Origin of the sequence: Knoellia aerolata DSM 18566, assembly GCF_000768695.1 — a bacterium.
GTDB classification, from domain to species: Bacteria; Actinomycetota; Actinomycetes; order Actinomycetales; family Dermatophilaceae; genus Knoellia; species Knoellia aerolata.
The window spans coordinates 1-21226 of sequence record NZ_AVPL01000060.1 but is presented as its reverse complement, the minus strand read 5'-3'; the positions used below and the strand labels follow the sequence as shown (position 1 = coordinate 21226).

The following is a 21226-nucleotide window of genomic DNA, read 5'->3' as shown; positions in this document are numbered from 1 at the left end:
TGTCAGCGATGTCCCGACACATCACAAGCACCCGGACGGTTCGCGAACCCGATCGTGCCGGGCCGGTCCCGATCACGGCCCCGGCCCGGCGGCCCGCGTGGGGGCCGCAAGTCGTTAGGGTGACGTCGTGACCGCATCCGACACCGCCCGAGCGAGCGTCCTCGTCGAGGCCGTGGCCGGACTGCGTGACGCGGTGGAGGCCTCCGTCCTCCCGCTGAGCACCCCCGGGCAGGCCCCCGGGCTCGCGGTCCGCAAGGAGCTCCTCGACCAGCTCGACGACTACGTCCTGCCGCGTCTGCGCTCGATCGACGCCCCGCTGCTCGCCGTCGTCGGCGGCTCGACCGGGGCCGGCAAGTCGACCCTGGTCAACTCCATCGTCGGGGCCCGGGTGAGCCGCTCCGGCGTGCTCCGACCGACGACGACGAGCCCCGTCCTCGTCCACCACCCCCAGGACCAGCGGTGGTTCGCCGACCAGCGGATCCTCCCGAGCCTGGCCCGCGTCACCGGCGGCCCCGGCGAGGAGGGCCAGCCCGGCACCGTCCGCCTCGTCCCCTCGTCGACCCTTCCTGCGGGGATGGCGCTGCTCGACGCCCCCGACATCGACTCCGTCGTCCAGGCCAACCGCGAGCTCGCCACCCAGCTGCTGTCGGCCGCCGACCTGTGGCTGTTCGTCACCACGGCCGCCCGTTACGCCGACGCCGTCCCGTGGGACCTCCTGCGCACCGCCGCCGAGCGCGGCACCGCCGTCGCCATCGTCCTCGACCGCATCGCTCCCGAGGCGGTCGACGAGATCCGTCCCCACCTCGCCTCGATGCTGCGCGAGCAGGGACTGCCGACCGCACCGATCTTCACCGTCCCCGAGTCCGACCTCACGAGCGACGGCTTCCTCCCACCGGAGTCCATGGGTCGGCTCACGGCGTGGCTGGACGCGCTCGCGAGCGACTCGCGGGCCCGCGCGGTCGTCGTCAGCCAGACCCTCAAGGGGGCCATGGACTCGCTGTCCGGGCGCACGTCGACCCTCGCCAGGGCCTCCGACGAGCAGGCCGCCGCCGCGCGCGCCCTCACCGCCGCCGCTGCCGACAACTACGACCACGCGACCGAGGGCGTCAAGGACGGCATGACCGACGGGACCCTCCTGCGCGGCGAGGTCCTCGCGCGCTGGCAGGAGTTCGTCGGCACCGGCGAGTTCTTCCGCCAGATCGAGTCGACCCTGTCCAAGTGGCGCGACAAGATCACCGCGAGCATCAAGGGCCAGCCCGCTCCCGCCGAGGACCTCGGCGAGGCGCTCCAGTCCGGCGTCGCCAACCTCCTCGTCTCGCACGCGAGCGCCGCCTCGGCCGACACCGCCCGCGAGTGGCGACGGCTCCCCGGTGGCGAGGCGCTGCTGGCCGCGCACCCCGAGCTGGCCAAGCCCTCCCCGGACTTCAACCCGCGGGTCGAGGCAATGGTGCGCCAGTGGCAGGGCGAGGTCTTCGACATCGTCCGCAGCGAAGGTGGCAACCGACGCACCAACGCCCGGATCGCGGCATACGGTGTCAATGCCATCGGGCTCTTCCTCATGCTCGTGTCGTTCGCGGCCACGGGCGGCCTCACCGGTGCCGAGGTCGGCATCGCGGGTGGCACGTCGGTGCTGGCGCAGCGGGTGCTCGAGGCGATCTTCGGCGACCAGGCGGTGCGCGAGATGGCGGCAAAGGCGCGCAGGAGCCTGCTCGACCACGTCGAGACGTTGTATGCCGCGGAGCAGGACCGGTATGCCGCCGCCGTCGCCGCCGTGGGAGACACCGACCAGCAGTCGGCCGCGCTGAACGCCGCCGCGACCCGCGTGCGCGAGGTGAATGCATGAGCCCACTGCGGATGGGCAGTGCCCGCGTCGAGGGCGTGTCCGCCGAGTCCCTCAGCGCCGCCGCCACGTCGCTGCAGTCCGCCCTCGAGACCGGGGGCGCTCAGCTGCCCCAGGCCCCGGCCACCAGGGCCGCTGCGGTGGTCACCAAGGTGGGGGAGCGGACCTCGCTCGTCGGCGGCCACACCGTCGTCGCGCTCGCCGGTGCGACGGGCAGCGGGAAGTCCTCGCTCTTCAACGCCCTCGTCGGCACCGACGTCGCCACGGTCGGTGCGCGCCGGCCCACGACCTCCACGCCCACCGCTGCCGTGTGGGGTGACGAGCCGGCCGGGCCGCTGCTCGACTGGCTCGGGGTCGCGACCCGCCACCACGTCGACGCCGACACCCGCGCGGCGGGCTCCGTCGGGTCCCTCGACGGGCTCGTCCTGCTCGACCTGCCCGACTTCGACTCCCGCGAGACCTCGCACCGGGTCGAGGCCGAGCGCGTCCTCGAGCTCGTCGACGTCTTCGTCTGGGTCACCGACCCGCAGAAGTACGCCGACGCCCGGCTCCACGACGACTACGTGTCCGCGCTCGCGACCCACGACGCGGTGACCCTCGTCGTGCTCAACCAGGCCGACCGGCTCTCCGCCTCCGAGATCGACGAGTGCGTCGCCGACCTCGAGCGGCTCATGGCCCGCGACGGCATGCCCGGCGCGACCGTCATCCCCACCTCCGCCCGGACCGGGACGGGCATCGACGTGCTGGGCCAGCGCCTGAGCAACGCGGTCACCGGAGCCAACGCCGCCCGTGCCCGCCTCGCCGCCGACGTGCGGCAGGCCGTCGCGGCACTGAGGCCCGGCGTCGCCGACACCGAGCCGGAGATCAAGGCCACGGGTGAGCGGGAGCTCGTCGACGCCCTGGCCCGCTCCGCCGGCGTCCCCACCGTCGTCCACGCGGTCGAGCGCGACTACCAGATGCAGGCCATCCAGCACACCGGCTGGCCGATGACCCGCTGGGTCCAGCGCTTCAAGCCGCGTCCGCTCCGCCGCCTGCGGCTCGACGACGGCCGCGGGGCGGTCACCGTCAGTGCCGCCGACGTGCGTTCGGTGCTCGGACGCTCGTCCCTGCCGCCGCCCACCCCGGCCGCTCGCGCAGCCGTCGACCTCGCCACCCGCACCCTCGCCGACAAGGCGGGCTCGGCCCTTCCCACGCCGTGGGGTGACGCGGTCGGCGACGCCGCCGCTCCTCCCGGTCACGCCATGGCCGACGCCCTCGACCAGGCGGTCATCGGGACCTCGCTGCGCTCCCGGACCCCGCTCTGGTGGCGGGTCGTCGGCCTGGTGCAGGTCCTGCTGGCCCTCACCGCCCTCGCCGGCCTGGTCTGGGTCCTCGTCCTCATGCTGCTCGGGTGGCTCCAGTTCCCGAGCATCGAGACGCCGACGTGGGGCCCGCTGCCCTGGCCGTTCCTGCTGCTCGTCGGCGGGGTGCTCGCCGGGCTGCTGCTCGCGCTGGTGTCCCGCTTCCTCGCCGGGATCGGTGCGCGTCGCCGCGGAGTCGTCGTCGACAAGCGGCTGCGGAGCTCGATCGCCGAGGTGGCACAGGAGCGCATCCTGGCGCCGGTGACCGCCGTCCTCGATCGGCACGCGCAGACGCGGGCCCACCTCGACGCGGCCGCCAAGGTCTGAGTCCACGCCGGCCGGTCGACGTCGTCCACAGGGGGCGAGTGTCACCCGGACTGTCCACAGCCGAGCTCTGCGGCGGTTGCCCGCGTGGCGGCGGCTGCCGACTCTGGTCACAGCGCACCGCACCAGCGGAGCCCGACCAGAGGAGGACCACTCATGCAGGACTGCATCGTCACCGTCCAGGGGCGGGTCGCGACGGACCCGGAGATGAAGAGCGCCAAGAGCAACGGCAACCCGTTCGCCACGTTCCGGGTGGCCACCACCCCACGTCGACAGGTGGCCCCCGGCTCCTTCGAGGATGGTGAGACGTCCTGGTTCACCGTGTTCGCCTTCGGCTACCTCGGCGCCAACGTCCTCCAGTCGATCAAGAAGGGCGACCCGGTCGTCGTCACGGGCAAGCTCGCCGCTCGCGAGTACAAGCGGGACGACGGCAGCCTGGGCCACTCCGTGAGCATCAACGCCAACGGCGTGGGTCACGACCTGACGTGGGGGCAGACCGCCTACGAGAAGGTCGTCAAGCCGTCCTACGGGAACGGCGACCGTTTCGACGACGCGATCCGCACCGTGGAGGAGGAGCAGGTCGGGTTCGGGGACCCCGAGACCGACCCCTACGAGACCGCCGAGCGCCCGCTGGCCCCGGTGCCCGACGGGCCGGAGGACCGGGTCGCGGTCTGAGTGACGATTCGGGGATGGGGCGGGCAGTCGATAGCCTTGCCCCATGCCCGAGTTCATCTATGTCATGTCGCGCGCCCGCAAGGCGCACGGCGACAAGGTCATCCTCGACGAGGTCACCCTGTCATTCCTTCCCGGAGCCAAGATCGGCGTCGTCGGTCCCAACGGCGCCGGCAAGTCCTCCGTCCTCAAGATCATGGCCGGTCTCGACCAGCCGTCCAACGGCGAGGCGCGGCTCACCCCGGGCTACAGCGTCGGCATCCTCATGCAGGAGCCGGAGCTCAACGAGTCCAAGACCGTCCTCGGCAACGTCGAGGAGGGTGCGGGCGAGATCAAGGCCAAACTCGACCGCTACAACGCCATCTCCGAGGAGATGGGCGAGCCCGACGCCGACTTCGAGGCGCTCATGAGCGAGATGGGCAAGCTCCAGGAGGAGATCGACACCGCCGACGCCTGGGACCTCGACTCCCAGCTGGAGCAGGCCATGGACGCGCTGCGCTGCCCGCCGCCGGACGCCGACGTCACGGTGCTCTCCGGTGGCGAGCGTCGCCGCGTCGCCCTGTGCAAGCTGCTCCTGCAGAAGCCGGACCTCCTGCTCCTCGACGAGCCGACCAACCACCTCGACGCGGAGTCCGTCCTGTGGCTCGAGCAGCACCTTGCCGGCTACCACGGCGCCGTCGTCGCCGTGACCCACGACCGCTACTTCATGGACAACGTGGCGCAGTGGATCCTCGAGCTCGACCGGGGCCGCGCCTACCCCTACGAGGGCAACTACTCCACCTACCTCGAGAAGAAGCAGGCCCGACTCGCGATCCAGGGCAAGAAGGACGCCAAGCTCTCCAAGCGCCTCCAGGAGGAGCTCGACTGGGTTCGCTCCAACGCCAAGGCCCGCCAGACCAAGTCCAAGGCCCGTCTCGCCCGCTACGAGGAGATGGCCGCCGAGGCCGACCGCACGCGCAAGCTCGACTTCGACGAGATCCAGATCCCGCCGGGCCCGCGCCTGGGCAGCAAGGTCATCGAGATCAAGGACCTCAAGAAGGGCTTCGGCGACCGCGTCCTCATCGACGGGCTCTCGTTCTCGTTGCCGCGCAACGGCATCGTCGGTGTCATCGGCGCCAACGGCGTCGGCAAGACGACCCTCTTCAAGACGATCGTGGGTCTCGAGCCGGCCGACAGCGGGCTCGTCGACATCGGCGACACCGTGAAGATCTCGTACGTCGACCAGAGCCGGGGCGGCCTCGACCCCAACAAGAACCTCTGGGAGACCGTCTCCGGTGGCCACGACTACATCCAGGTCGGCCAGGTCGAGATCCCGTCCCGCGCCTACGTCTCGCAGTTCGGCTTCAAGGGGCCGGACCAGCAGAAGAAGGCCGGCATCCTCTCCGGTGGCGAGCGCAACCGCCTCAACCTCGCGCTGACGCTCAAGGAGGGCGGCAACCTGCTGCTCCTCGACGAGCCGACCAACGACCTCGACGTCGAGACGCTCGGCTCGCTCGAGAACGCGCTGCTCGAGTTCCCCGGCTGCGCCGTGGTCATCAGCCACGACCGGTGGTTCCTCGACCGGGTCGCGACGCACATCCTCGCCTACGAGGGTGACGAGGAGAACCCGGCGAAGTGGTACTGGTTCGAGGGCAACTTCGAGGCCTACGAGACCAACAAGGTGGAGCGCCTCGGTCCGGACGCCGCCCGTCCGCACCGCGTCACCTACCGCAAGCTCACCCGCGACTGACGCTCGCGCCGAGAGGGCAGGCCGCTACGGGTTCGTAGTGCGGCCTGCCCTTTCCCGTGCCCCGGTGCGACACGAAGACGGTCACCTCGTCGGCGGTCCAGGGCGGGCCGGCATACGCGTCCATGACCCGCAGCCAGTGTGTGGCCTCGAACGGGCGTCGTGAGCGGGCGAGCGTGAGGTGCGGCCGGTAGTCCCCGCCGGCCGGTGAGGCGCCGACTCGTGCGCAGGCCCGGCGCACCCCGAGCGCGAGCGACTCGAGGTCGCCGAGCGCACCCGGCGCCTCGGGGCGGACGTCCATCCAGACCACACGAGCCTGCGCCGGGTTCGGGAAGGTGCCGGCACCGTTGAGCCGCAACGGAATCGGCTCGTGCTGGGCCGACACGTCCGCAACGGCGTCGATGACGTCGTCGACCAGGTGCTCCGCCACCTCGCCCATGAACGCCAACGTCACGTGCCACAGGTGCGACGGGGTCCAGCGCAGCTCGGAGCGGACGTCGCGGCGCACCTCGACGAACGACTCGAGGTGGGCGTGGGCCTGCGCCGGTGGCACGACCGCGGCGAAGACTCGCACCCGGCCATTGTGCTTGTCCCTGGCCTCCTGCCGGGAGCAGGATCACACCATGCGATGCGGACTGCAGGTCTCCTTCTTCTCGTGGCCCGGCGCGCCGGCGTCGATCGGGCCGACGTTCGGGCGGATCGCCCAGAACGCCGAGGCGGCCGGGCTCGCGTCCTTCTGGGTCATGGACCACTTCTTCCAGATCTCGGGCATCGGCCCACCCGAGCTCGACATGCTCGAGGGCTACACCGCGCTCGCGTATGCCGCCGCGCTCACCGAGCGCATCGAGCTCGGGACCCTCGTCACCGGGGTGACGTACCGGCACCCGGGGCTGCTCGCCAAGACGGTGACCACCCTCGACGTGCTCTCGGGTGGCCGCGCTTGGCTCGGCATCGGCGCTGCGTGGAACGAGGAGGAGCACCGCGGCCTCGGCGTGCCCTTCCCCGCGGTCTCCGAGCGCTTCGAGCTGCTCGGGGAGACGCTGCAGATCGCGCGCCGGATGTTCGACGGCGACCAGAGCCCGTATGCCGGCACGCACTACACGCTGGAACGTCCCCTCAACGTCCCCGCGCCGCTGCGTCGAACGCCGATCCTTGTCGGCGGCAGCGGGCCGAAGAAGACGCTCCGTCTGGTCGCGACCTACGCCGACGCCTGCAACCTCTTCGACGCCGGGCCGGAGGCGATGGCCGCGCGGCTCGCCATCCTCCGGGGCCACTGCGACGACGTCGATCGCGACCCCCGCGAGATCGAGGTGACCGCGCTGTCGCGGCTCACCCTCGGTTCGCCGGGTGGCAGGTCGGCGACCGGGGACCGGACCACCTCCGTCGACGAGGCCGTCGAGCGCTACGGCCGGCTCGCGGAGGTCGGGCTGGACCACGTCATCGTCTCGATGGGCAACGACACCGACGACACGGCATACGAGCACCTGGCCGAGATGGTCCGCCAGCTGGAGCCGGTGACCGCCGCGCCGTGGTGAACGCGGGGCGCCACCCGAGTCGGCGGTGGCGGCTGTCTAGATGACGCCGAGCGCGAGCATCGCGTCAGCCACCCGGATGAAGCCCGCGATGTTGGCGCCGGCGACGTAGCTGCCCGGGCTGCCGTACTCGTCGGCCGTGGTGAGACACCGGTCGTGGATGCCGCGCATGATCTCGGCGAGTCGTTCCTCGGTGTGCTCGAAGGTCCAGGAGTCCCGGGACGCGTTCTGCTGCATCTCGAGCGCGCTCGTGGCGACACCGCCGGCGTTGGCCGCCTTGCCCGGGGCGAAGGTGACGCCCGCCTCGGTCAGGGCGCGCACGGCCTCCGGCGTGCACGGCATGTTGGCACCCTCGGCGACGATGGTGCAGCCGTTCCGGGCCAGGACGACCGCGTCCTGCTCCTCGAGCTCGTTCTGGGTGGCGCAGGGGAGGGCGATGTCGCAGGGAACCTCCCAGACCCTCCCGCGCTCGGTGTGCGAGGCCCCGGCGCCGCGCAGCTCGGCGTAGTCGGCCAGGCGGCCACGTCTGACCTCCTTGACCTCCTTGAGCAGCGCCAGGTCGATCCCCGACTCGTCGACGACGAACCCGGACGAGTCCGAGCAGGCCACGACCGTGCCCCCGAGCTGGTGCACCTTCTCGATCGCGTAGGTCGCGACGTTGCCCGAGCCGGACACGACCACCCGCTTGCCGTCGAACGACGCGCCGCGGGCACGCAGGACCTCCTGGGTGAAGAAGACCGTGCCGTAGCCGGTGGCCTCGGTGCGGACCTGGGAACCACCCCAGGTCAGCCCCTTGCCGGTGAGGACACCGGACTCGTAGCGGTTGGTGATCCGTTTGTACTGCCCGAACAGGTAGCCCACCTCGCGGCCCCCGACCCCGATGTCGCCGGCGGGAACGTCGGTGTACTCGCCGATGTGCCGGTAGAGCTCGGTCATGAACGCCTGGCAGAAGCGCATGACCTCGCCGGCGGAGCGTCCCTTGGGGTCGAAGTCGGAGCCTCCCTTGCCGCCACCGATCGGCATGCCGGTCAGGGAGTTCTTGAAGATCTGCTCGAACCCGAGGAACTTGACGATCCCGAGGTAGACCGAGGGGTGGAAGCGCAGCCCGCCCTTGTACGGGCCCAGGGCCGAGTTGAACTCCACCCGGAACCCGCGGTTGATCTGGACGTTGCCGGCGTCGTCGACCCACGGCACCCGGAAGATGATCTGACGTTCGGGCTCGCACAGCCGACGGATCACCGCGGAGTCGGTGTACTCCGGGTGCTTCGTGACGACCGGGCCGAGGCTGTCGAGCACCTCGTGCACCGACTGGTGGAACTCGGTCTCACCGGGGTTGCGAGCGAGCACCTCCGCGTAGACGGGGTGCAGCTTCTCGTCGAGTTGGCCCATCGGCGAGACGCTAGTGGGAGCCTCGTGGGTCGGGGCCCGGTGACCACGGGCTGGGCACGGCGGCGGACTCAGCGCTTGGTGGCTGCGACGAAGACCGAGCTGCCGAAGGGGAGGTCGACGCGACGCAGCAGCGCCTCGTCGACGCGGGTCGCCGCGAGCAGGGCGTGGTGCAGCGCGCGGGGCACCTGCGGCACCTCGACGACGTCGACCGGGCCCGTGTGTGTGCGGTCGCGCAGGCGGCGGGCCAGGCGCTCGGCGACGAAGCCGGGGAAGACCGAGGTGAAGGCGTACGTCGCGCGCTCCACGCGGAAGCCGGCCCGCTCCACGGCGGCCACCGCGCGCTTCCTCGTGTAGCGGCGGAAGTGCCCGTTGGCGACGTCGAAGTCGGTCCAGGCCCACTGGTAGGCGGGGACCGCCATGAGGAGCCGGCCCCCGGGCGCGAGGACGCGGTGCACCTCGGCCAGCGCCTCGGCCTCGGGGTCGCAGTGCTCGATGACGTCGAAGGCCGACACCATGTCGAAGGCGCCGTCGGCGAAGGGCAGCGCCAGGGCGGAGCCGCAGACCCCGTTGGACCGGAGGCCGCGCGGGTCGATGTCGAGCGAGGCGAGGCGGCGCGTGCCGTCGTGGAGCCAGCTCGCGCTCGGCCCGTCGGCGCTGCCGATGTCGAGCACCGTCGTGCGGCCGGTGGCGAACCCGCTGAGGGCCGCGTGGAGCAGGTCGGTCCGGGCGAGGTACCACCAGTAGTCGGGCTGCTCGATCGACGGGGAGCCCCCGTGTCCTCCCACGTCGGTCATGGTGCCGAAGCCTAGCGCCGCGCCACGAGCCTGACGGCCAGCTCCCCGTTGGTGCGGGCGATGTCGGCGGGGGTGCGCCGAATCTCGGGGGAGTACCACCGCGCGACGTCGACGGCGAGGGAGAGCAGCGCCAGGGCGGTGGCGGGGACGTCGTCGACCTCGAACTCGCCCTCGGCGACGCCCCGGACGAGGACGTCGCGGACGACCGCGTCGATCTCCTTGCGGAGGGCGAGGACGGTGTCGCGGTGCTGCGGGGTGAGGTGGCGGAACTCGTACTGGACGATGCGCCCCAGCTGGTGGTGCTCGGCGTGCCACCGGGAGAAGCCGGCGATGAGGGAGCGCAGGGCCTCGGTCGGGGAGTCCGCGGCGGCGGCGGCGGCGACGAGCTGGTCGCGGGCGGTCTGGTGGCCGCGGCGGCTCAGCTCGAAGAGGAGGTCCTCCTTGGACGTGAAGTGCACGTAGACGCCGGCAGGGGAGAGGCCGGCCCGGGAGGCGATGTCGCGGGTGGTCGTGGCGTGGAAACCGCGGTCGGCGAACGCGTCGGCAGCCGCCATCATCAGGCGCACCGCGGTGGCCCCGGTCGTGTCCCCCGAGTCCTCGAGGGTGGCGAGGATGCTCTGCTCGGAGAGGGGGGTTCCGGTGCTGGTCGCCATGGTTGACAGCATGCCCGACGGCCGTGAGACTAAGCAAGCGCTTAGTCAACGACAGGTCCGCCGCCGAGGAGAGTCCCCCATGCCCCGCAACATCTACGACGAGGACCACGAGGCGTTCCGCGCCTCGGTGCAGGAGTTCGTCGACCGCACCCTGAAGCCGCGAGCCGACCAGATGCTCGAGGCCAAGACGATCGACCGTGACATCTGGCTCGAAGCGGGCAAGCAGGGGCTGTTCGGGCTCGACATCCCCGAGGAGTTCGGGGGCGCCGGCGCCGGGGACTACCGCTTCAACGCGGTCTCGGCCGAGGTGATCTCGGGGTTCAACGCCGCGGCGTCCTCTTGCTTCGGCATCCACAGCGACGTCTGCCCGCCCTACATCGTCGACCTCGGCACCGAGGAGCAGAAGCAGCGCTGGCTCCCGCCGATGGCCGCCGGCGAGAAGATCTGCGCCATCGCCATGACCGAGCCCGGGGGCGGGTCCGACCTCGCCGCGCTCAGGACGACGGCCGTCCGCGCGAACGACGGCTCCGACGGCTGGGTGCTCAACGGGTCCAAGACCTTCATCACCAACGGCTACCAGGCCGACCTCGTCATCGTCGCCGCCCGCACCGACCCGAGCAGGGGCGCCAAGGGCATCTCGCTGCTCATGGTCGAGACCGGCATGGAGGGGTTCACCCGGGGCCGCAAGCTCGACAAGGTCGGGCAGGAGGAGTCCGACACCGCCGAGCTGTTCTTCGAGGACGTGCGCGTCCCGGCCGAGAACCTCATCGGTGAGGAGGGGATGGGCTTCATCTCGATGATGCAGCGACTCCCGCAGGAGCGCGTCGGCGCTGCGGTGTCGAACGTGGCCCACGCCAAGGCGATCCTCTTCGAGACCATCGAGTACGCCAAGGAGCGCAAGGCCTTCGGCCAGCCGATCGGCTCGTTCCAGCACAACAAGTTCAAGATCGCCGAGCTCGTCACCGCGATCGAGGTGGCCGAGGCCTACGTCGACGACTGCGTCATCGCCCACGCGCAGGGCAACCTCACCGCCGTCGACGCCGCGAAGGCGAAGTGGTGGAGCGCGCAGGTGCAGAACGACGTGCTCGACGAGTGCGTCCAGCTGCACGGCGGCTACGGGTTCATGAACGAGTACCGCGTCGCCCGCGCCTGGCGCGACGCCCGCGTCACGAAGATCTGGGCCGGCTCGAACGAGATCATGAAGGAGCTCATCGGGCGCGACCTGGGCCTCTGACGAAGTCCTGGCGGAGCGGGTCGGAGCGGGTCGGAGCGCGCCGAGCGGGTCCGGGCGGGCGCGCGCGAAGCGCGTCACGGCATACGCGATGGCCTGCGTCCGCAACCTTGGTCGGGAAGTCGACCACCTTTGCGGACGCAGCAGCAGCGGGCAGGGCCAGCGTCCGCAACCCTGGTCGGGAAGCCGACCACCTTTGCGGACGCAGCAGCAGCGGGCACGGCCGGCGTCCGCAACCCTGGTCGGGAAGCCGACCACCTTTGCGGACGCAGCAGCAGCAGCGGGCACGGCTGGCGTCCGCAACCCTGGTCGGGAAGTCGACCACCTTTGCGGACGCAGCAGCAGCGGGGGCACGGCCACCGTCCGCAACCCTGGTCGGGAAGGTGACCAGGTTTGCGGACGCTGGCGTATGCCGGGTCGTCAGGTGAGGGTGGTCAGCGACCGGTGGTGAGCCCGGCGAGGACGTCGTCGATGGCGTCGTAGGACGCCTGCATCCCGCTCTCCATACCGGAGTCGAGGACGGCCTGGACCGTCTCGGGGGAGTCGTAGGTGATGACGGCCCGCATGTGGGTCTTCCCGTCGGACTCCGTGTAGGTCGTGTCGATCACCGAGTAGGGGCTCTCGACGTTGTCGAAGCGCTCGGTGTGCACGAGGCGTCCGGGGCGCTCGATCTGCCGGTAGTGCCCGGAGAACGAGACCTCGTCACCCGTGGACGACGCGCGCTGCGCGAAGTGCCAGGCGCCGCCCTCGCGCAGGTCCACCTGGCAGACGGTCATCTCGCCGTGCCCGGCGCCCCACCACTTGCGGATGTGCTCGGGGTTGGTCATCGCCTCGAAGACGAGGTCGGCGGACGCGGGGAAGGTGCGGGTGACGACCATCTCCGCGCCGTCGGTCTCGATGGTGGCGCGCTCGTGGGCGTGGGTGGTGCGGGTCGATGCGTTGGTACTCATGACTTCTCCTGGGTCGGGTCGGGTCGTCCCCCGCGAGGGGGCTCGTGGATGGTCGCGAGGTACTCGCCGAGGCTGTCGAACTGCTCTTCCCAGTGCCTGCGGTAGAGCTCGAGCCACGACGTCGCGTCCTGGAGGGGTGCGACCGAGATCCGGCAGTGGCGCCGCTGCCCATCTCGGCTCTTGGTGACGAGGCCGGCGCGCTCGAGCACGGTGAGGTGCTTCGAGATCGCCGGGAGCGACATGGCGAAGGGCTCGGCGAGCTCACCGACCGTGGCGTCGCCCGAGGAGAGGCGGGCGAGGATCGCCCGTCTCGTCGGGTCCGCCAAGGCGGCGAACGTGGTGCTGAGCGGGTCGGCCATGCACTTAACGTAGCGGTTAATTAACCGATCGGTCAAGAGTCTGCTGCCGCGGTGTCGGCCCCGGCCCCTGCAGCCGCGGCGGCAGCCGGAAGAGCCACGGGAAGCCCACGGCCCGCCCGGCCCACCACACGGCCAGCGGGAGCAGCACACCGGCGAGGCTGCCGACCACGAGGTGGATCCACACCTCGTCCACGCCCGCGCCCGAGAGCGCCCGACGGGTGAGCGTCGTCGCGACGACGTGCGCGAGGAAGACCTCGAGCGACCGTTCGCCGAGGAACCCGAGGGGACGCGCCAGTGCGGTCCGGGTGAGCAGCCCGGACAGCCCGAAGACCCCGGCGCACAGCACCGCCGAGGCGAGGACGCCCAGCGCCAGCGCGCTCACCGTCCGCGGCCCCATCCACGAGCTCGGTGGCATCGGGTCGACGAAGACCAGCAGCGCACCGCCGACCCCGATCCCGGCCGCGGCGACCCACACGGCGACGGGCAGGGCCGTGAGCCGGGCCACGCGCTCACGCCCGAGGAGGATCCCCAGCCAGAAGAAGCTCGTCAGCGCGACGCCCTCGAGGAACACCCACGGACCGGTCCAGCCCCACGCTGCGACCGAGACGCCCGCGACGACGACGGTCGAGACGACGGCGCGCGCCCGCGAGGCCCAGGGCCGGGCCACGGCCCCGGCCACGCTCACGAGCACGAGGAACCCGAGCCACCACAGCGGCCCGTCGGCCACGAGGAGCGCCGTGAACACGTTGTCGAGCGCCTCCTCGCTGTCGCCCGACCGGCCGGTCACGAACCGGGCGAACGCCTGCACGAGGGTCCACACGGCATACAGGTAGACGAACAGGGGGAGCCGGGACCGCAGGTACCCGCCCACCCCGTGCTTGTCGACGCCGGGTCGGAGGAACACCCCGGCCAGGAGCGCGAAGACCGTGAGGTGCCACACGTAGAGCGCGTCGTCGACCTCGAGCACGGTCGGCGACGTGCGCGGCACCAGCTCGGCGGCGGTCAGACCACGCAGGACGTGCCCGACGACGATGGCGAGGATCGCGATGCCGCGGGCGACGTCGAACGCCCGCTGGCGTTGGGAGGCGTCGGCCATGTCAGTCGAGCGGCCCCCCGGCCACGTAGATGACCTGCCCCGAGACGAAGCCGGCCTCCTCCGAGCACAGGAACGAGATGGTCGCGGCGATGTCCTCGGGCTGACCGACGCGGCCCACCGGGGTCTGCGACGCCGCGTGCGCGAGGAACTCCTCGAACGGCACCCCGATCCGCTCGGCCGTGGCGGCGGTCATGTCGGTCTGGATGAAGCCCGGCGCGACGGCGTTGGCCGTCACGCCGAAGCGGCCGAGCTCGATCGCGAGGGTCTTGGTGAAGCCTTGGAGGCCGGCCTTGGCCGCCGAGTAGTTCGCCTGGCCGCGGTTGCCCTGCGCCGAGGACGAGGACAGGTTGACGATGCGACCGAACGACGCCTCCGTCATGTGCGCCTGGCAGGCCCGGGTCATGAGGAAGGCACCGCGCAGGTGGACGTTCATCACCGAGTCCCAGTCGGCCTCGGTCATCCTGAAGATGAGGTTGTCGCGGATGATGCCCGCGTTGTTGACGAGGACGACCGGCGGGCCGAGCTCGTCCGCCACCCGGGCCACGCCCGCCGCGACCTGCTCCGCGTCGGCGACGTCGACCCCGACGCCGATCGCGGAGCCCCCGGCGGCACGGATCGTCGCGGCCACCGCCTCCGACGCCGCCTCGTCGAGGTCGAGGACCGCGACGGCGTACCCGTCCTTCGCGAGGCGCCGGGCGGTGGCTGCCCCGATGCCGCGCGCGGCTCCGGTGACGATGGCGGTGCGGACAGGGGTCACGACGGATTCCTCGAGGTGCTCAGGGATTGGTAGGTTATGCGACTGCGCGAACCATACCCAGCCCACCTCTCTGAGCGGCTGAGCGCGCCGCACGGGCCGCCGCCGTCCCGGGTGAGACGCAGGACCGAGCTCGGCACACGACACGACACGACACGACGCGGAAGGCGGCCATGGAGATCTGGCCCGGAACGGCATACCCCTTGGGTGCAACGTACGACGGCAGTGGGGTGAACTTCGCGCTGTTCAGCGAGATCGCCGAGGAGGTCGAGCTGTGCCTCATCGACGACGAGGGCGTCGAGACCCGCATCGAGATGCCCGAGGTGGACCACTTCGTGTGGCACTGCTACCTCCCCGGTCTGCAGCCGGGCCAGCGCTACGGCTACCGGGTGCACGGGCCGTACGAGCCCGAGGCCGGGCACCGGTGTGACCCGAGCAAGCTGCTGCTCGACCCCTACGCCAAGGCGATCGAGGGGCAGGTCTCCGACGACCAGGCGATCTTCTCGTACGACTTCATGGAGCCCTCGCGGCGCAACACCGAGGACTCGCTGGGCAAGACGATGCTCAGCGTCGTCATCAACCCGTACTTCGACTGGGGCCACGACCGGCCGCCGCGCCACGAGTACCACGACACCGTCATCTACGAGGCGCACGTCAAGGGCCTCACGATGACGCACCCGGACCTGCCCGAGGAGATCCGCGGGACGTATGCCGCGCTGGGCCACCCGGTGATCATCGACCACCTCAAGGGCCTGGGCATCAACGCCATCGAGCTCATGCCGGTGCACCAGTTCGTGCAGGACACCTCGCTCCAGGCGAAGGGGCTCACGAACTACTGGGGCTACAACACCATCGGCTTCCTCGCGCCGCACAACTCCTACGCCCAGGGGCAGCAGGGGCAGCAGGTCACCGAGTTCAAGGCGATGGTCAAGGCGCTGCACGAGGCCGACATCGAGGTCATCCTCGACGTCGTCTACAACCACACCGCCGAGGGCAACGAGTTCGGCCCGACGATCTGCTTCCGCGGCATCGACAACGCGAGCTACTACCGCCTCGTCGACTCGGACAAGCAGCACTACTACGACACGACCGGCACCGGCAACAGCCTGCTCATGCGCAGCCCGCACGTCCTCCAGCTCATCATGGACTCGCTGCGCTACTGGGTCACCGAGATGCACGTCGACGGCTTCCGCTTCGACCTCGCCGCCACGCTGGCCCGCCAGTTCCACGAGGTCGACAAGCTCTCGGCCTTCTTCGACATCATCCAGCAGGACCCGGTCATCTCCCAGGTCAAGCTCATCGCCGAGCCCTGGGACGTCGGCGACGGCGGCTACCAGGTCGGCAACTTCCCGCCGCTGTGGACCGAGTGGAACGGCCAGTACCGCGACACCGTCCGCGACTTCTGGCGGGGCGTGCCGGCGACGCTGGGCGAGTTCGCCTCGCGCATCACCGGATCGAGCGACCTCTACGAGCACAGCGGCCGCAAGCCGATCGCGTCGATCAACTTCATCACCGCCCACGACGGGTTCACGCTGCGCGACGTCGTCTCCTACGACGAGAAGCACAACGAGGCCAACGGCGAGGACGGCAACGACGGCGAGAGCCACAACCGCTCGTGGAACCACGGCGTCGAGGGGCCGACGGACGACCCGGAGATCCGCGCGGTGCGCCTGCGACAGCTGCGGAACTTCCTCACCACCCTGCTGCTCTCGCAGGGCGTGCCGATGATCAGCCACGGTGACGAGATCGGGCGCACCCAGAACGGCAACAACAACGTCTACTGCCAGGACAACGAGCTCGCGTGGGTCGACTGGAACCTCGACGAGGACCAGCTCCAGCTGCTGGAGTTCACCAAGGCGGTCGTCAGGCTGCGCCGCACCCACCCGGTCTTCCGGCGTCGCCGCTTCTTCGCCGGCTCCGCCGACCACGGCGGGCAGTCGACGCTGGGTGACATCTACTGGCTGCAGCCCACCGGCGAGCCGATGGACGAGTTCGGCTGGGAGGGCGACACGTTGCAGGTCGCGATGTGGCTCAACGGTGGTGCCATCCACGAGCCCGACTCGCGGGGGCAGATGATCACCGACGACGACTTCCTCGTCTTCTTCAACGCCGACCACGAGCAGGCGTCGTTCACCATTCCCGCGACCGAGTGGGGCGAGCGCTGGGTCACCGAGATCGACACCTGCGCCGACGTCGTCGACCCGGGCTGGCACGACGCCGGGGCCCAGGTCGTCGTGGGGGCCCGCGCCGTGGTCGTGCTCCGCGCCCCGCGCGAGAAGGTCGTCCCCACGGTCGGGGCCGCCACCTCCGAGCGCCAGCTCTGATGCGTATGCCGGCCGCGCCCGTCGTCGTCCACGGTGCCCGTCGCGCCGTGCCCACCTCCACCTACCGGCTCCAGGTGCACGGTGGGTTCGGGTTCGACGCGGCGGCGGCGCAGGCGGCATACATCGCCTCGCTGGGGGTCTCGCACCTCTACCTCTCGCCGATCCTGCAGCCGGCGCCCGGCTCGACCCACGGGTACGACGTCGTGAGCCACGACGCCCTCAACACGGAGGCGGGTGGGCGCGAGGCGTTCGACCGGCTCGTCGCGGCCGCCCACGAGCACGGGCTGGGGATCGTCGTCGACGTCGTCCCCAACCACATGACCGTGCCGGGCACGACGCACCTCAACGCCCCGCTCTGGTCGCTGCTGCGCGACGGGCGCGGGTCGGAGGCGGCCTCGTGGTTCGACGTCGACTGGGACGTCGACGGGGACCGCGTCCTCATGCCGGTGCTGGGCTCGTCCCTCGACGAGGTGCTGGCGGCGGGCGAGCTGTCGGTGGCCCACGACGGGGGAGCGGACGGCACCGAGACGGTGCTGCGCTACTACGACCACGAGTACCCCGTCCGCCCCGGGACCGAGGATCTGGGCCTCGCCGATCTCGTTGCGGCACAGGCCTATCGGCTCACCCACTGGCGGGACGGTGCGGCGGACCTCAACTACCGGCGGTTCTTCGACGTCACGACGTTGACGGCGGTCCGCGTCGAGGACCCGGCCGTGTTCGACGCGACCCACGCGCTGCTGCTGTCGCTGTTCCGCGATGGTGCGATCGACGGCTTCCGCATCGACCACCCGGACGGTCTGGCCGACCCGGGTGGCTACCTCGCCCGGCTCGCCGACGAGACCGGGGACGCCTGGGTCGTCGCCGAGAAGATCCTCGAGGGCGAGGAGCAGCTGCCGTCGTCCTGGCGGTGCGCCGGGACGACCGGCTACGACACCCTGCTGCGGGTGCAACAGGTGCTGACCGCCGGGGCCGGCGACGACGTGCTCGACCGCCTGTGGGCGGAGCACGCCCCCGGTCGCGAGTCGCTCGACGACGTCGTGCTCGAGGCCAAGCAGCTCGTCGTGGCGTCGGTGCAGGCCGCCGAGGTCAACCGGCTGCTGCGTCTCGTGCACCGTTGCCACCCCGGGCTCCACCCGGAACTCGCCCGCGAGGCCCTGGCCGCGCTGCTCGTGTCGATGGACCGCTACCGCGCGTACGTCGTGCCGGGTGCGCCCGTGGACCCTGAGCAGCGGGCCGTCCTCGAGGACGCGGCCGGGCGGGCACGCGGTCTGCTGCGGGCCGCCGCGCACCCTGACCTCGACCTCGTCGTCTCGCTCGCGCTCGGCGAGGCGCCCGTCGCCGCGGACCGCGCGCTGGTCGACGACTTCGTCGTGCGCTTCCAGCAGACCTGCGGACCGGTCATGGCCAAGGGCATCGAGGACACGGCGTTCTACCGCTGGTTCCGCATGACCGGCGCCAACGAGGTCGGCGGTCACCCGTCACACCTGTCGATCAGCGCCGACTCGTTCCATGAGTTCGCCGCCCGGCAGGCCGCCACCTGGCCGTCGACGATGACGACGCTGACGACCCATGACACCAAGCGTTCCGAGGACGTGCGCGCCCGGTTGATGACCCTGGCCGAGAGTGCGTCGGAGTGGGAGGAGTGGGTGCGAGACGCCTCCGAACTCGCTGCGGCACAGCACGACCCGCTCCTCGACGACGCCACGGAGTACCTCATCTGGCAGACGGCGCTCGGCGCCTGGCCGATCAGCCCGGACCGGATCGAGGGCTACCTCCTCAAGGCCGTGCGCGAGGCCAAGGACCACACCGCCTGGGTCGACGGGAACGCCGACTACGAGGCGGCCGTCGTGCGCTTCGCCCGCGCCGTCGTGTCGGACCCCGCCGTCGTCACCCACGTCGAGACGTGGCTGTCGCTGCACGGCGCGTCGGTGCGCTCCAACGTCCTCGCGCAGAAGCTGCTCCAGCTCGTCACCGTCGGCGTCCCCGACGTCTACCAGGGCGCCGAGCTGCAGGCCCTGACCCTGGTCGACCCGGACAACCGCGGGGCCGTGGACTACGCCGCGCGCGTCGAGCGGCTGGCCCGGCTCGACGCGGGGGAGCGTGCGCGCGACCTCGACGACGAGAAGCTCCTCGTGACCGCCACCGCCCTGCGGCTCCGTCGGGCGCACCCCGGGTGGTTCGTCGGTGACGGCGCCTCCTACGCCGGCGTCGCCGTGACGTCCGAGCACGCGCTGGCACTGGCCCGGGGCGACGAGAACGGCCCGCAGGTGGTCGCCGTGATCACCCGCGAGGCCGACCAGCTGGCCGCGTCGGGCGGATGGGGCTCGGCGCACGCCGTGCTGCCGGCGGGTGAGTGGCGAAACCTGCTGTCCGAGAACGACTCCGAGACCTTCTCCGGGTCGGTTCCGCTGGCCGGGCTGCTCGTCGACCTTCCCGTCGCACTGCTGGTGAGGACGCCGTGATCGAGGTCTGGGCCCCCACGGCCGAGCGGGTCGAGATCGAGCTCGGCGCCCCGGGCGAGCAGGTCCGGCGCGAGCCGATGGTGCGGGACGCCCACGGGTGGTGGCGCTGGGACGGTGACGGACCGGCATGCGCAGAGCTCGACTACGCCTTCGTGCTCGACGGTGCGGAGCCGGCGCTGCCGGACCCGCGCAGCGCGTGGCAGCCGCACGGCGTCGACGGGCCCAGCCGGGTCTTCGACGCCTCCGCCCACGCGTGGGGCGACGCGGACTGGCGCGGCCCGCGCGAGGGCGCCGGCACGCTCGGCGGCGTCGTCTACGAGCTGCACGTCGGGACGTTCACCCCGGAGGGCACGTTCGACGCGGCGGTCGAGCGGCTCGGTCACCTCGTCGACCTCGGCGTCGACGTCGTCGAGATCCTGCCCGTCGCGGCGATCCCGGGTCGCTGGGGCTGGGGCTACGACGGCGTCGACCTGTATGCCGTCCACGACGCCCTCGGCGGCCCAGCCGCCTTCCAGCGGTTCGTCGACGCGTGCCACGGGCTCGGGCTCGGCGTGTGCCTCGACGTCGTCTACAACCACCTCGGCCCGAGCGGCAACTACCTCGGTCGGTTCGGCCCGTACTTCACCCAGGCGCACATGACCCCGTGGGGTCCGGCGGTCAACCTCGACGCGCCCGGCTCCGACGTCGTGCGCGCGTTCATCGTCGACAACGCCCTGCGGTGGCTGCGCGACTTCCACGTCGACGCCCTCCGGCTCGACGCGGTCCACGCGCTGGTCGACGAGTCCGAGCGACACCTGCTCGTCGAGCTGTCGGACGCCGTCGCCGATCTGTCTGGTGAGCTCGGTCGCCCGCTGGACCTCATCGCCGAGAGCGACCTCAACGACACCGCCATGGTCACGCCCACGGCCGAGGGCGGGATGGGGATGACCGCGCAGTGGGCCGACGACGTGCACCACGGCCTCCACGTCGTCCTCACCGGGGAGACGCAGGGCTACTACGAGGACTTCGGCGGCGGCACGCGGGCGATGCCCGACGGTGGACCGCTCGACGTGCTCGCCAAGGTCCTCACCCGCGGCTTCCTGCACGACGGCACGTGGTCGAGCTTCCGCGGTCACGAGTGGGGTCGGCCGGTCGACGTCGACACCCTCGACGGCCGGCGCCTCGTGACCTACCTCCAGACCCACGACCAGGTCGGCAACCGCGCGACCGGCGACCGGATCAGCGCGGCGATCACGCCCGGTCGCGCCGCCATCGGGGCCGCGCTCTACCTGCTCGGCCCGGGCACGCCGATGATCTTCATGGGCGAGGAGTGGGCGGCGTCCTCGCCGTGGCAGTTCTTCACCGACTTCACCGACGAGGGCATGGCCGAGGCCGTCCGCGCCGGCCGGCGGGCCGAGTTCGGGTCGCACGGCTGGGCCGACGCGGTGCCCGACCCCCAGGCGCGCTCGACCCGTGACGCGAGCGTGCTGCGCTGGGACGACCTGTCCGCGGAGCCGCACGCCTCGCTGCTCGCCTGGTACCGCCGCCTCATCGCCCTGCGCCGGGAGGTCATCGGGATCGGCGAGACGAGGTTCGCCGACGTCACCTGCCGCATCGAGGCGGACGGCGACCGCTTCGTCATGACCCACCGCGGCCTCACCGTGACCGCCGACCTCGCCCACGACCGGGTCGCCGTTTCCGTCACCCGCGCCACCCCCGGCGCGGACCCCGAGACCGCCGACCTCACCTACCCCTGACCCGCCCGCTGACCCGCCCCCGACTTATTGCGCATTCCGGCCGT

At 71.5% G+C, this 21226-nt stretch carries 17 protein-coding genes; 9 read left to right on the top strand and 8 right to left on the bottom strand.

What is annotated here, in order from left to right:
* Positions 1–127: 127 nt before the first annotated feature.
* The 4 genes from N801_RS16030 (at position 128) to ettA (ending at position 5905) form a co-directional block, all read left to right on the top strand.
* Entirely contained in the window at positions 128–1843 is a 1716-nt protein-coding gene (locus N801_RS16030; RefSeq protein ID WP_035939981.1) for a GTPase family protein, read from the top strand.
* Entirely contained in the window at positions 1840–3507 is a 1668-nt protein-coding gene (locus N801_RS16025) for a YfjP family GTPase (protein WP_035939979.1), read from the top strand. The genes N801_RS16030 and N801_RS16025 overlap by 4 nt, the downstream gene beginning before the upstream one ends.
* 153 nt (positions 3508–3660) lie before the next feature.
* The gene (locus tag N801_RS16020) at positions 3661–4179 is read left to right on the top strand and encodes a single-stranded DNA-binding protein (RefSeq protein WP_052113208.1); all 519 of its coding nucleotides are present in this window, start codon (positions 3661–3663) and stop codon (positions 4177–4179) included.
* Between the two features lie 43 nt (positions 4180–4222).
* On the top strand, positions 4223–5905 hold the full coding sequence (ettA, locus tag N801_RS16015) for an energy-dependent translational throttle protein EttA (protein ID WP_035939976.1): 1683 nt from the start codon (positions 4223–4225) through the stop codon (positions 5903–5905).
* Here ettA and thpR read toward each other — a convergent pair.
* On the bottom strand, positions 5892–6476 hold the full coding sequence (gene thpR, locus N801_RS16010; RefSeq protein ID WP_035939974.1) for an RNA 2',3'-cyclic phosphodiesterase: 585 nt from the start codon (positions 6474–6476) through the stop codon (positions 5892–5894). The genes ettA and thpR overlap by 14 nt on opposite strands.
* A gap of 49 nt (positions 6477–6525) precedes the next feature.
* On the opposite strand from thpR, the gene N801_RS16005 reads away from it, so the two are divergent.
* Entirely contained in the window at positions 6526–7437 is a 912-nt protein-coding gene (locus tag N801_RS16005; RefSeq protein WP_035939972.1) for an LLM class F420-dependent oxidoreductase, read from the top strand.
* A 36-nt stretch (positions 7438–7473) separates the two neighbouring features.
* On the opposite strand, the gene gdhA is transcribed toward N801_RS16005, so the two are convergent.
* From gdhA to N801_RS15990, 3 genes are all read right to left on the bottom strand, one after another.
* Positions 7474–8823, bottom strand: coding sequence for an NADP-specific glutamate dehydrogenase (gdhA, locus tag N801_RS16000; RefSeq protein WP_035939970.1), 1350 nt, complete (start codon positions 8821–8823; stop codon positions 7474–7476).
* Between the two features lie 68 nt (positions 8824–8891).
* Complete coding sequence (locus tag N801_RS15995; protein ID WP_035939968.1) at positions 8892–9617, bottom strand: class I SAM-dependent methyltransferase; 726 nt, start codon at positions 9615–9617, stop codon at positions 8892–8894.
* Positions 9618–9628: 11 nt separating this feature from the next.
* Entirely contained in the window at positions 9629–10270 is a 642-nt protein-coding gene (locus tag N801_RS15990) for a TetR/AcrR family transcriptional regulator (RefSeq protein WP_035939985.1), read from the bottom strand.
* A 79-nt stretch (positions 10271–10349) separates the two neighbouring features.
* Between N801_RS15990 and N801_RS15985 the strand changes: the two genes are divergently transcribed.
* Positions 10350–11504 carry an acyl-CoA dehydrogenase family protein gene (locus tag N801_RS15985; RefSeq protein WP_035939966.1) on the top strand — a complete coding sequence of 385 codons (1155 nt, stop codon included), beginning with the start codon at positions 10350–10352 and terminating at the stop codon, positions 11502–11504.
* Positions 11505–11935: 431 nt separating this feature from the next.
* On the opposite strand, the gene N801_RS15980 is transcribed toward N801_RS15985, so the two are convergent.
* From N801_RS15980 to fabG, 4 genes are read right to left on the bottom strand one after another with little or no spacing between them, the layout of a single operon-like run.
* The gene (locus N801_RS15980; RefSeq protein WP_052113207.1) at positions 11936–12451 is read right to left on the bottom strand and encodes an SRPBCC family protein; all 516 of its coding nucleotides are present in this window, start codon (positions 12449–12451) and stop codon (positions 11936–11938) included.
* Positions 12448–12810, bottom strand: a complete 363-nt coding sequence (locus N801_RS15975; protein ID WP_035939964.1) for an ArsR/SmtB family transcription factor — start codon at positions 12808–12810, stop codon at positions 12448–12450. Before N801_RS15975 ends, N801_RS15980 begins: the two co-directional genes overlap by 4 nt.
* Positions 12811–12826: 16 nt before the next feature.
* Positions 12827–13906: an acyltransferase family protein gene (locus tag N801_RS15970; protein WP_035939963.1), complete on the bottom strand. Its 1080-nt coding sequence runs from the start codon at positions 13904–13906 to the stop codon at positions 12827–12829.
* A 1-nt stretch (position 13907) separates the two neighbouring features.
* Positions 13908–14663 carry a 3-oxoacyl-ACP reductase FabG gene (fabG, locus tag N801_RS15965; protein WP_035939961.1) on the bottom strand — a complete coding sequence of 252 codons (756 nt, stop codon included), beginning with the start codon at positions 14661–14663 and terminating at the stop codon, positions 13908–13910.
* A gap of 170 nt (positions 14664–14833) precedes the next feature.
* Between fabG and glgX the strand changes: the two genes are divergently transcribed.
* The 3 genes from glgX to treZ are packed head-to-tail and all read left to right on the top strand — an operon-like array spanning position 14834 to position 21182.
* Positions 14834–16984: a glycogen debranching protein GlgX gene (gene glgX, locus N801_RS15960; RefSeq protein ID WP_035939959.1), complete on the top strand. Its 2151-nt coding sequence runs from the start codon at positions 14834–14836 to the stop codon at positions 16982–16984.
* Positions 16985–17031: 47 nt separating this feature from the next.
* Positions 17032–19446: a malto-oligosyltrehalose synthase gene (treY, locus tag N801_RS15955; RefSeq protein WP_245618482.1), complete on the top strand. Its 2415-nt coding sequence runs from the start codon at positions 17032–17034 to the stop codon at positions 19444–19446.
* Entirely contained in the window at positions 19443–21182 is a 1740-nt protein-coding gene (gene treZ / locus N801_RS15950; protein WP_052113206.1) for a malto-oligosyltrehalose trehalohydrolase, read from the top strand. Before treY ends, treZ begins: the two co-directional genes overlap by 4 nt.
* The last annotated feature ends 44 nt before the right edge of the window (positions 21183–21226 follow it).